At 31.9% G+C, this 11,591-nt stretch carries 11 protein-coding genes; 2 read left to right on the top strand and 9 right to left on the bottom strand.

Going from position 1 to position 11,591, the window contains the following annotated elements:
- Nucleotides 1–56: 56 nt before the first annotated feature.
- Nucleotides 57–626, bottom strand: coding sequence for an HDIG domain-containing metalloprotein (locus tag BUB47_RS06480; protein WP_073184874.1), 570 nt, complete (start codon nucleotides 624–626; stop codon nucleotides 57–59).
- A 102-nt stretch (nucleotides 627–728) separates the two neighbouring features.
- Between BUB47_RS06480 and galU the strand changes: the two genes are divergently transcribed.
- Together galU and BUB47_RS06470 are read left to right on the top strand one after the other, a co-directional pair.
- Nucleotides 729–1,577, top strand: a complete 849-nt coding sequence (gene galU / locus BUB47_RS06475; RefSeq protein WP_073184872.1) for a UTP--glucose-1-phosphate uridylyltransferase GalU — start codon at nucleotides 729–731, stop codon at nucleotides 1,575–1,577.
- A 1-nt stretch (nucleotide 1,578) separates the two neighbouring features.
- Nucleotides 1,579–2,001, top strand: coding sequence for a PPC domain-containing DNA-binding protein (locus tag BUB47_RS06470; RefSeq protein ID WP_073184870.1), 423 nt, complete (start codon nucleotides 1,579–1,581; stop codon nucleotides 1,999–2,001).
- A gap of 47 nt (nucleotides 2,002–2,048) precedes the next feature.
- On the opposite strand, the gene gatB is transcribed toward BUB47_RS06470, so the two are convergent.
- The 8 genes from gatB to BUB47_RS06430 all read right to left on the bottom strand — a co-directional run.
- Complete coding sequence (gatB, locus tag BUB47_RS06465) at nucleotides 2,049–3,473, bottom strand: Asp-tRNA(Asn)/Glu-tRNA(Gln) amidotransferase subunit GatB (RefSeq protein ID WP_073184868.1); 1,425 nt, start codon at nucleotides 3,471–3,473, stop codon at nucleotides 2,049–2,051.
- The gene (gatA, locus tag BUB47_RS06460; RefSeq protein ID WP_073184867.1) at nucleotides 3,473–4,921 is read right to left on the bottom strand and encodes an Asp-tRNA(Asn)/Glu-tRNA(Gln) amidotransferase subunit GatA; all 1,449 of its coding nucleotides are present in this window, start codon (nucleotides 4,919–4,921) and stop codon (nucleotides 3,473–3,475) included. The genes gatB and gatA overlap by 1 nt, the downstream gene beginning before the upstream one ends.
- Before the next feature lie 10 nt (nucleotides 4,922–4,931).
- Nucleotides 4,932–5,213 (bottom strand): Asp-tRNA(Asn)/Glu-tRNA(Gln) amidotransferase subunit GatC, encoded by a 282-nt coding sequence (gene gatC / locus BUB47_RS06455; protein WP_073184865.1) that lies wholly within the window; start codon nucleotides 5,211–5,213, stop codon nucleotides 4,932–4,934.
- Complete coding sequence (gene ligA, locus BUB47_RS06450; protein WP_073184863.1) at nucleotides 5,203–7,206, bottom strand: NAD-dependent DNA ligase LigA; 2,004 nt, start codon at nucleotides 7,204–7,206, stop codon at nucleotides 5,203–5,205. Before ligA ends, gatC begins: the two co-directional genes overlap by 11 nt.
- A complete protein-coding gene (locus tag BUB47_RS06445) occupies nucleotides 7,207–9,405 on the bottom strand; it encodes a UvrD-helicase domain-containing protein (RefSeq protein WP_073184862.1) in 2,199 nt (732 codons plus the stop codon). It lies immediately after the preceding gene.
- A 7-nt stretch (nucleotides 9,406–9,412) separates the two neighbouring features.
- Nucleotides 9,413–10,108 carry a tRNA threonylcarbamoyladenosine dehydratase gene (locus tag BUB47_RS06440; protein WP_073184970.1) on the bottom strand — a complete coding sequence of 232 codons (696 nt, stop codon included), beginning with the start codon at nucleotides 10,106–10,108 and terminating at the stop codon, nucleotides 9,413–9,415.
- Nucleotides 10,109–10,143: 35 nt separating this feature from the next.
- Nucleotides 10,144–11,319 carry an S-layer homology domain-containing protein gene (locus BUB47_RS06435; protein WP_073184860.1) on the bottom strand — a complete coding sequence of 392 codons (1,176 nt, stop codon included), beginning with the start codon at nucleotides 11,317–11,319 and terminating at the stop codon, nucleotides 10,144–10,146.
- 164 nt (nucleotides 11,320–11,483) lie between these two features.
- Nucleotides 11,484–11,591 (bottom strand): transposase (locus BUB47_RS06430; RefSeq protein ID WP_143270613.1); only part of this gene is annotated, 108 nt, incomplete at its 5' end.

Genomic DNA, 11,591 nt, shown 5'->3' with positions numbered 1-11,591 from the left:
AAATATACAGTTATATTGTGAGATAAAAGTGAAAGTTTGACGATTTATATAAAAAACTATAGTTCACCCTTTAACCCACATATTTCAGCTCTTTCTTGAAGTCCCTTAATGGTTTCTTCAAATACAATATTTTTATCCATATCTAACATTTCTAACCCGGTTAAGATAATATCTCTATCACAACCTGCGGCAAATTTTTTATCTTTAAATTTTTTATTTAAAGATTTTAAGTTTAAATCTAAAACTGATTTGCTAGGTCTAAGTAGACAAGCTGCATTAATAATACCTGTTAATTCATCTACTGTATATAGAACTTTTTCCATTAAGCTCTCCGGTTTTTCTTCACTGCACGTTCCCCAACCATGAGATACTATTGCCCTTATATACTCTTCTGGCCAACCTTCTGCTTCTAAAATTTCTCTAGTCTTTTTACAGTGCTCTTTAGGGTATTTTTCATAGTCCAAGTCATGGCACAGTCCAACAACTCCCCATTTTTCAACATCTTCTTCAAAATATTTTGCAAAGTGCATCATTGCAGCTTCTACTTGAAGAGCATGTTTTATCAATGCATCTGTTTCATTGTATTTTAATAACAACTCCATTGCTTCTTCTCTATTAATCGACATAATAGCACCATCCTTTTAACATATAATACACTATAAATAAACTAATTTAAATATGCTATTAAAAAATATATTTTTGATATAATACAGGTAAGAGGTGATAATTTGAAAGTAAAAAAAGCCATAATACCGGCAGCTGGACTTGGAACTAGATTTTTACCCTTTACTAAATCATGTCCCAAGGAAATGTTGCCAATAGTAGATACTCCAACTATAGACTACATAGTTAGAGAAATTGTAGAAAGTGGAATTGAAGACATTCTCATTATTTTGGGACGAAATAAAAATTCCATTGAAGATTATTTCGATAAAAATATTGAACTTGAATATAAATTAACTAGTGATAAGAAAAATTCTGAACTAAAAAAATTACAGGAAATTGAAAATTTGGCAAATATTCACTTCATTAGACAAAAAGAGCCATTGGGACTGGGTCACGCTGTATACTGCGCTAAAGACTTTGTAGGAAATGAACCCTTTGCTCTATTGTTGGGAGATGAAATAATTAAAAATGATATAAACGCCACTTCTCAACTCATTAATTTATTTGAAAAGCACAACTCAACTATTATTGGATTATCTGAAGTTGAAAGAAAAGATGTAGATAAATATGGCATAGTTGAAATAAATAAATTAGGTCAGATTTTAAGCTTAGTTGAAAAACCTGATGTAAATTCTGCACCAAGCAACCTTGCCATTATTGGAAGATATATAATATCTCCTAAAATTTTTGATATTTTACCCACCATTGCTCCCGGGAAAAATAATGAAATCCAACTTACTGATGCATTTATTGAACTGCTTAAAGAGGAAAATATATATGGACTAAGTGTTAAAGGTGAAAGATATGATATTGGCTCAAAAGAGGGTTATTTAAAAGCAACTATTGACTTTGCACTGGAAAGAGAAGATTTAAAAGAAAAGTTAATTAAACACATGGAGAGGGGAATTTAAAATGCAAGGAAAAATTTTTAACGGTAAAGCTGTACTTAGAGTTGACGTAGGAGAAGAAGTTATTGAGTCCATTCTTAAATTCATAGAAGAGAATAATATTAAACTTGCTTCTGTTTCAGGAATTGGAGCATCAAACAATCTTACAGTAGGTTTATTTAACACAGAAACCAAAGAGTACATTACAAATACTTATAGTGGTAAAGACTATGAAATTACTTCATTTATGGGAAATATCACTACAAAAGACGGTGAGCCCTACATTCACTTACACGTAACGTTTTCAGATGTTCAACAAACTACATTTGGAGGTCATTTAAACAAATGTGTTATAAGTGGAGCTTGTGAATTGTTTTTTGACATTGTCGACGGAACCGTTGAAAGATACTTTGACAAAAAAATAGGATTAAATACACTGAAATTTTAACTAAAAATATGCTGTAAAGAGAATAATTCTCTTTACAGCATATTTTTTTAACTATTTAATTTTTTCTTTAACAGTTCATTTACAACTTGAGGGTTGGCCTTTCCTCGTGAAGCTTTCATTACTTGCCCAACTAAAAATCCAAAAGCTCTATCTTTTCCAGCTTTATAGTCTTCAATTGACTGAGCATTTTCACTTAAAATAGTCTCCACAATTGTCTCTATTTCTGATGTGTCGGAAATTTGAATTAAACCTTGCTCTTCAATAATAGCCATTGGCTTTTTACCTGTTTCAAACATTTCTCTTAACACTTTTTTACCTGCGTTGTTGTTTATCTTTCCATCTTTTATAGTTTGTAAAAGTTCAACTAAGTCCTCAGGCGTAAATGGCAAGTCAAAAGATTCTTCAACATTTTCCACTCTTCTCAATATTTCTGTCATAATCCAATTTGAAATCATTGCTGTATCATCAAAGCGCTTAGCTACTTCTTCATAATAATCTGCAAGTTGTTGAGAAGATGTTAAAACTTCTGCATCATATTCAGGAAGTTTATAGTCTTTAATAAATCTCTTTTTCTTCTCTTCAGGTAGTTCTGGAAGTTTATCTTTTATATCATTAATCCACTCATCTGTTAAAACTACTTCTAATAAATCTCCCTCAGGAGCAAATCTGTAGTCGGCAACTGTGTACTTTTCTCTCATTAACACAGTTTGATTATTTACATCATCCCATCTTCTAGTGGTCTTTACTTCATCTTCACCGTTTTTTAAAAGTTCAATGTGTCTATTAACTTCAAAGTCAATTGCCTTTTCTGCTCCTCTAAAGGAGTTAATGTTTTTAACTTCTGTAACTTGTGTTTTTTTATTTGTTGTTTTATCTATAACATTTACATTTACATCACATCTAAGAGATCCCTCTTCCATTTTTACATCGGAAACTCCAATATATTTTAATGTACTTTTTAATTTTTCCAAGAAAAGTCTAGCTTCTTTTCCACTGTTCATATCCGGTTTTGAAACTATTTCTATTAGTGGAACTCCACATCTGTTGTAGTCCATAAGTGTTTCATTGTCTTCTGTATGAAGAGACTTACCAGTATCTTCTTCCATTTGAACTTTAAAAATACCAACTTTTTTTAATCCCTCTTCGCCTTCAATTTCCAAATATCCCTCTGAACAAATTGCCATGTCATCTTGAGTAATTTGAAATCCCTTAGTCAAGTCAGGGTAAAAATAATTTTTCCTATCAAATTTTGATTTTTTTGCAATATGGCAATTTAATGCAAGTCCCGCCATAACGCTGTAATTTACTACATTCTTATTTAAAACGGGAAGCCCTCCTGGAAGTCCTAAACAAGTAGGACAAACTCTGGTATTTGGCTCTCCTCCAAACTCGTTTGCACATGAACAAAAAGCTTTTGTCTTTGTTGAAAGTTCTACGTGAATTTCCAAACCAACTATTGTTTGATAACTCATTAGTCCACACTCCTTTCAAATCCCAAGGCAGCTTTTATTAGGTCATTATCTTTAAATCTATTAGCTGTAAGAGCTATTCCCACAGATAGTCCATCTACCTTAGGCATTGGAATACTAATAGAAGGGCACCCTGTCATATTGGCAGGTATTGTAAATAAATCAGTTTGATAACTTTCAACCGGACTCATTTCTCTTTCAATTTTAAATGGAAGTAGTGGAACTGTAGGACTTAAAACAAAATTATATTTTTCAAAAGCTCTATCATAGTCATTTTTTATAATCGTTCTAACTTTTAAAGCCTTGTAATAATAGTCTTCTGCCAAGTCTAAACTCAAAATATGAGTTCCTATCATAATTCTTCTCTTAACTTCGTCCCCAAATCCCTCTGCTCTAGTATTTCTATATAATTCTTCAATATTTTCATAGTCTTTGGTTCTGTGGCCGTACCTAATTCCATCAAATCTTGCCATATTTGGAGCTAGTTCTCCATTTACTAAAATATGGTAAGTTTCAAGCACATACTTTAGTGATTCTATTTCAACATAGTCTATAATTGCGCCCTTTTCCTTTAAAACTTCTATGGACTCATCAAAATCAGATTTTATTCTCTCATCTAAATTCATATCCATATATAGTTTTGGAACAGCTATTTTTACACCCTTTAAAAACTCTATAGACTTTTCTATATTTTTAAAGTCAAATTCTTCTTGAATAGAAGAGTTTCCAACAGAGGTTGCATCTTTTTCATCTCTTCCCTCTAGTGCTTTAAGTAAAATTACTGCATCTTCTACATCTCTTCCAAATGTACCCACTTGGTCAAAGGTATTTGCCATTGTAGATATTCCGTATCTTGGTATTGAACCATAAGTTGGCTTTATGCCCACAAGCCCACAAAAACTTGCCGGCTGTCTCGTTGACCCACCAGTATCAGTTCCCACAGAAAGTGCACATTCTCCACCTGCCAGTGCTGCTGCAGAGCCTCCTGATGAACCACCGGGGACTAAAGTTTTATCAAGAGGATTTTTAGTAACTCCAAAGTAAGAACTCTTTGTTGAAGCTCCCATGGCAAACTCATCCATATTTGTCTTCCCAAGTATTATTCCATCTTGAGTTTTTATCCTCTCTGACACTACAGAATCATAGGGAACGATAAAATCTTCCAACATCTTTGAAGAGCAAGTCATCTTTACGCCTTTAACTGCAATATTGTCTTTAATTCCTATTGGAACTCCTGCAAGTAATCCCATATCTTCTCTATTTGAAAACTTATTGTCTATTTTTTTAGCCTGAGCTATTGAATCCTCTGCACACACAGTGACATAGGCGTTTAAATCTGCATCTTCTGCCTTTATATTTTCAAGATACTCCCTAGTAACTTCTTCACAGGAAAAATCTCTATTCTCATAACCTTCAATTAATTCATGTGCTTTTAACTTAATTAAACTCAAAACCTCACCTCTATTCTACAAACTTTACAATATTGAAATATCCATACTTTTCATCTACTGTATTTTCTACTGCTTCTTTTTGAGTTAAAGATTTTCCAACTTCATCTTCTCTTAAATTGTTAACTTCATCAATAACTCTAAATGTACTTTCTACACCATCAGTATCTATTTCTTTAATTTTATTAATTAAATCCATAGTTTCTACAAAACTATCTTCAAAATTTGCAAGTTCTTCTTCTGTAAAATCTATTTGAGCAATATCTGCAATGTGTTTTATTTCACTACGCTTCATATTCTCCTCCTAATAAATCTTTTAATTCATCTTCCCTTATTATATCTATATTTAATTCTACTGCTTTATTGTATTTTGAACCAGCTGCTTCACCTGCAATTACATAGTCAGTATTTTTACTAACTGAAGATGTAATTTTAGCGCCTTTTTTTATAAGTATTTCCTCTAAGTCCTTTCGTGGCATACTAAGCGCTCCAGTTAAAACTACTTTTTTATCATTAAAAAAGGAATTCTCTATATTTAAAACTTCATATTCAGGTTTTACACCTAAACTAAGCAACTTGTCAATAGGTTTTTTAATGTGTTCGTCGTGAAAAAACTCTACAATTTCCTCTGCAGTAATAGGTCCTATATCGCCCACTTCAACCAGTTCTTCATATTTAGCTTCTCTTAAACTTTCAAAGTTTCCATAGTGCTTTGCAAGATCATAGGCAGTTTTTATTCCCACATTTCCAATCCCTAGAGCGTATATAAAATTCGGCAACTTTATAGTTTTACTGTTTTCAATTGCATTTAAAAGATTTTTACTCTTTTTTTCTTTAAATCCCTCTAAATTTATTAAGTCCTCATATTTTAATTCGTAAATTTGAGAAATTTCCCTAATATCAAGTTCATTTAAAAGCTTTTCTACAGTTTTTTCACTTAACCCCTCTATATTCATTGCATCTCTAGATGCAAAGTGAGTTAACCTTGAAACTAATTGAGGTACACAGGAAAGTGTATTGGGGCAAAATATATGCACACCATCTTGAAATAACTCTGTTCCACAGGATGGACAGTGAATAGGTTTTTCTATTTCATAAGTCTCCTCATCTGTTGGAAGTGCTCCCAATATTTCCGGAATTACGTCATTAGACCTTCTAAGTAGCACATTTCCATTTATTCTAAGTTTCTTTCTAACTATGTCATCATAGTTATTTAATGTGGCTCTTTGAATAGTTACTCCACCTATATCAACAGGTTCTAATATTGCTGTTGGAGTTACCTTTGAAGTTCTTCCAACGTTCCAAATAACTTCAAGTAGCCTAGTTGAAACTTCTTCGGCTTCAAATTTATAAGCTATTGCCCACCTCGGAAATTTATTAGTAAATCCCAAAAGTCTTCTGGTTTTCATGTCGTTAATTTTTATAGTCACACCATCTATTAAAACTTCCAGAGAATTTCTTGTATTACCTATTTTATCTATCTCTTCATAAACTTCTTCCAGAGTGCTGCATAGTTTATTTTCGCTATTTACTCTAAATTTGTTTTGTCTTAAAAAGTTCTTCATCTCTACATCATCTTTAAATTCCCTGCCCTCAATATAGCTGACATTGTAGAAAAAAGCTGTGAGATGTCTTTCTCTTGTAACTGCAGGGTCTAAATTCCTAAGAGCTCCCGCCGCTGCATTTCTGGCATTTTTAAGTGGCTCTTCATGAGTTTCATTGTATCTCTCAAGAGCTTTTAAGGGCATTAATCCCTCTCCTTGAATTTCCATTGTGCCCTTGTATTCCACTTCTAAGGGTATGGAGTAAATAGTTTTAACTTGAGGTAGTATCTCCTCACCTATTAGTCCATTTCCTCTTGTAGCTGCCATTTTTAACTCTCCGTTTTCGTAAGTTAAGTTAATTGTCAAGCCGTCAAATTTTAGTTCAATTACATATTGAGGACTTGGCAAATTTTCTCCACTTGCATTTAAAGCTTCTATTTGTTTTAAATTTCTCTCATGCCAAACTTTTAACCCTTCAAAGCTTTGAGCCTTGTCCAGTGAGTAGAGAGGCGCAATATGAGTGTGTTTTTCAAATTTAGAAAGAACTTCTCCCCCAACTCTTGTAGTAGGAGAATTTGGTAACACAAGATTGTTTTCATCTTCTAATCTTTTTAACTCATAGTAAATTTTATCATATTCACTATCACTTACCTTAGGATCATCAAGTGTATAGTAGTGGTAGTTTAAATCATCAACTTTTTTTATAAGTTCTCTCATCTTATTAATTACATTTAAATTTTCCATTTATTTCACCAGCGTAATAGGAGCAAAAGACAACATTAACTTCTTTAAACCTCTTTCATTAAAAGATATTACTACTTCATAATCTCCATTTTTTTCTGTTTTAGAAACTATCATTCCCTGTCCCCATTTTTTGTGATTCACTTTATCTCCAATATTAAAGTCTCCACTGTTTTTTAAGTCTTTTGGCTTTGGAGTTGACATGCTGCTTTGTGAGGGTTTATATTCAGTAAAGTCTTTTACCTTTACTAAGTTTTTATAATTTTCATCAATTTTTTTTGCTGGTGTAACTACTTCTATAGTATCTTCCATTTCTTTTATAAACCTAGATTCCAAACTTGGAGTAGTTTTACCATAGAGAGTTCTAGTCTGTGCAGAACTTATACATAAAATCTCTTCTGCTCTAGTTACAGCTACATAGCAAAGCCTTCTCTCTTCTTCAATATCCTCATCACTTTCAAGGGCTCTTGAAGTCGGAAAAAGTCCCTCTTCCATTCCAACTAAAAATACGATTTTAAATTCTAATCCCTTTGATGCGTGAACAGTCATAAGCTTTACGCCATTTTCCATTGGATTGGTCTTATCTACTTCAGATAAAAGGCTTATCCCCGATAGAAAATCTTCTAAAGTTCCCATTGGATTTTCCTTTTCATACTCTACAGCTGTGGAAATAAGTTCCTTTATATTTTCAATTCTAGTTCTTGCCTCTACTGTTTTTTCCGCTTCAAGTTCTGCAATATAACCTGATTCATATATTACTTTTTCAATTAAATTAGAAATCATAAGTTCATCTTTTTTACTTCTAAGTAAAGTAATTAAATTTGAAAATTCTTTTATACTCTTGCGCGCTCTCATATTTAACTCAGGGTAACTTTCCAAGTTTTCTATTACATGGTATAAAGTTAAATTATTTTCACTTGCAAAAGTGGCCATTTTGTTTACAGATTGGTCTCCTATCCCACGTTTGGGAACATTTATAATTCTAGTTATAGCAACGTCATCATCAATATTTTGAATTGCCTTTAAATATGCAATAATATCTTTAACTTCTCTTCTATCGTAGAATCGAAGTCCTCCAATTATTTTATAGGGAACTCTCTCTCTAACTAGAGCCTCTTCAAATCCTCTGGACTGAGCATTAGTTCTATAGAGTATTGCCATATCTGAAAAATTATATCCCTTGTAGTTAAACTGGAGCATTTTATTTACTACATCTCTCTCCTCTTCTTGAGAGTGCCCGTATAGTTGGTACTTAACTTCTTTTCCCTCTACTTTATCTGTCCAAAGTTTTTTATCCTTACGGTTGGGATTGTTCCTTATAACAGCATTTGCTACATTTAAAATATTTGAAGTAGAGCGATAATTTTGTTCTAAAAGTATTACTTTTGCGTCTTTAAAATCCTTTTCAAAATTCAAAATATTACTTATATCTGCTCCTCTCCACTTGTAAATTGACTGGTCGTTATCTCCAACTACAGTTAAATTTGGATTTTTTCTACACAGGAGTTTAATTAACTTATACTGAACAGCATTTGTATCCTGATATTCATCTACAAATACATATTCAAATTTATTTTGATAGTAATCTCTAATATCTTTATTTTTATCTAATATTTCAACAGTCTTTATGATTAAGTCATCAAAGTCCAGTGCATTGTTGTCTTTTAACTTTTTTTCATAAAGTGCATAGACTTCTCCAACATTTCTGTTGTAAAAGTCTGTGTGATTTGCATTTATAAACTCATCTGGAAGAGTGCCTTCATTTTTAAGTTCAGAAATTTTTGCAATAATACCTCTATTTTTATAGACGTCTTTATTTAAATCCAATTCCTTTATACAATCTCTCACAACAGTATTTTGATCATCTCTGTCGTATATGGAGAAATTCGAAGTATAATTTATCTTCTCTATATTTCTTCTTAAAATTCTCAAACAAATAGCGTGAAAAGTTCCTATCCACATTGCATCAACATTTACATCTATTAACTTGGCAACTCTTTCTCTCATTTCACTTGCTGCCTTATTAGTAAAAGTTATGGCTAAAATATTTGAGGGGTATACATTTTTTTCTTCAATTAAATATGCAATTTTATTGGTTACTACCTTAGTCTTTCCCGATCCGGCCCCTGCTAAAATTAATATAGGTCCCTCTGTTTGAAGTAATGCTTCTGCTTGCTTATTATTTAAATCTTTATATTTCATATTTCTCCTACATTTCAATTATACTATTTATAATTTCTGATGCCATTATCATTCCACACACTGGTGGAACAAAGGACACAGAACCCGGCGTTGATTTATTTTCCAAGTTAAAAACTGGTTTTTTCGGAACCTCTGTCGAGTAGACAACTTTAAGTCGCCTTACTCCTCTCTTTTTTAACTCTCTTCTCATAACTCTGGCAATGGGACATACTTTAGTTTTATTTATATCTGAAACTTCAAGTTTTGTTGGGTCCAACTTATTTCCAGTTCCCATAGCCGAAATTAAACTGTACTTATTTCTATATGCAATTTCTGCAAGAAGTATCTTTGAAGTAACAGTATCTATTGCATCTGCAATATAGTCATATTCTTCAAAATAAAATTCTTCAATTGTATCTTTACTTAAATTCAATTTAAATTTTTTAATTGAAACATCTCTATTGATGTCTTTTAGTCTTTGTTCCATTGCATCTACTTTATTTAAGCCTACAGTACTGTGAGTTGCAATGACTTGTCTGTTAATATTTGTTATGTCTACAATATCCCTATCTACTATGGAAATATTACCTATTCCACCTCTAACTAGAGCCTCACATAGACTTCCGCCTACTCCGCCAAGTCCAAAAACTAATATATTTGAATTTTTAAGTTTTTCTAAATTGTCGCTTCCGACAACCATTTCTAATCTATTAAAAATTTCCATGTTTCCCCACATAAAAGGTGAAGGATTACCTTCACCTACTTAATTTTTATATCCACTAACTGAGAGTTTTTATACTCTGCTGATATATTTAAAATATCATCTACTTTATAAGAATTTCCAGTGTTTAAATTTACAGTACTTCCCGGTGTGAAATTCGGGCTATCTGAAACTAACACTTGAAGATTTAAAGTATACTCTGCTCCATTAGAAGATATTGAAGTTACCTTTCCGGTTATATTTACGTTTTTTACTTCCACCGGCATACTCAATAAGTAAAGCTCTATAACTTCACTTTCGTTAACAACTGCTCTTACTTGCATTTTGTTTATAACAGAAAAATCTCCACTGTAAAGTCCCGTTGAGTCTACTATCTTTATAGTATCTGCATCAAAAGAATAGGTCTTTGAATTAATTCCAATAGTTCCCACTGAATTTGAATGTCCTATATAATCTACAACACCTTCAACTTCTGTTCTATTAGATATTAAATCTTCCACTTCTACTTTTTTTTCATCTTCTATATTTTTAACTTCAACATTGTGATTTTCTAAGTAAACAAGAGCTTTATCTGCAATAGATGCCACTTCTGCTCTGGATATATACTTACTGCCGTTAAATTTTCCATTTGAGCCAGTTGAAGAAAATATATTTGCCTCAACCAAACTTCCCAAATAACCCTTTGTCATGTCAGGGATACTATTTGCATCACTGTGTTTTAATAAATCTCTATTTCCATTTTCATTTAATTTAAGAGCTCTTCCAAAATACACTGCCACAGAATTTCTATCTGGGTACAATTTATTTTTTTCTTTTAAAAAGCCCTTATCATTAGCAGATTGTAGTGTCTTAGCAGTTATTGTATTGTTCTTTAAATTATAACAAACTGCGTCTACAGCCCATGAATCTATTTTATATTTCTCTACTTCACTTTTATAAGTATCTCTTGCGCTTTGTACTTCTTCTGTAGAAGGATTTTTAATGTTTTTTATGACCTGCATTATTTCTAAAAAGCTAACTGCTCTTTTAGGTTTAAATGTTCCGTCAGGATATCCTCCAAAAACTCCTTGATTCGATAATTTATCTAAACTGGAATATATCCACTGGTAATCGCCCTTAGCTGTAACATCTGAAAAAGTTTTTGCATAGACAATATTTCCCATTAATACTGTTCCCACTAAAGCAACTGTGACAATCTTTTTAATTTTTTTCACAATAAAACCTCCTAACTCATTATAGCATAATTGTCATAAGTTAAAAATATTTATTGATTAAAATAGCTCTCTTTCAAAATAACTATTTATTTTTTTAGGTTCATTGTCAAATGTTGGGGTAGGTTTTTTCCTACCTCAATTTTTATTCTAATTTTTTGTTTAAATTAACTGCAACACCACAAAATCCTTTTCTTAAAGGTCTCGAAATTACGATATCCATAAGATACTCGTTTAATCACTTTGATTTTATTGTTAAATCCTTCCGTTCTTCC

Origin of the sequence: Anaerosphaera aminiphila DSM 21120 (assembly GCF_900129925.1) — a bacterium.
Classification (GTDB): domain Bacteria; phylum Bacillota; class Clostridia; order Tissierellales; family Peptoniphilaceae; genus Anaerosphaera; species Anaerosphaera aminiphila.
The sequence above is the reverse complement of the archived record's forward strand: the minus strand, read 5'-3'. Positions and strand labels throughout refer to the sequence as shown.

Bases quoted from the DNA above. Each gene is read 5' to 3' on its own strand.
- BUB47_RS06480 (WP_073184874.1), bottom strand. From the start codon at position 626: ATGTCGATTAATAGAGAAGAAGCAATGGAGTTGTTATTAAAATACAAT.
- BUB47_RS06470 (WP_073184870.1), top strand. From the start codon at position 1,579: ATGCAAGGAAAAATTTTTAACGGTAAAGCTGTACTTAGAGTTGACGTA.
- gatB (WP_073184868.1), bottom strand. From the start codon at position 3,473: ATGAGTTATCAAACAATAGTTGGTTTGGAAATTCACGTAGAACTTTCA.
- gatC (WP_073184865.1), bottom strand. From the start codon at position 5,213: ATGAAGCGTAGTGAAATAAAACACATTGCAGATATTGCTCAAATAGAT.
- ligA (WP_073184863.1), bottom strand. From the start codon at position 7,206: ATGGAAAATTTAAATGTAATTAATAAGATGAGAGAACTTATAAAAAAA.
- BUB47_RS06445 (WP_073184862.1), bottom strand. From the start codon at position 9,405: ATGAAATATAAAGATTTAAATAATAAGCAAGCAGAAGCATTACTTCAA.
- BUB47_RS06440 (WP_073184970.1), bottom strand. From the start codon at position 10,108: ATGGAAATTTTTAATAGATTAGAAATGGTTGTCGGAAGCGACAATTTA.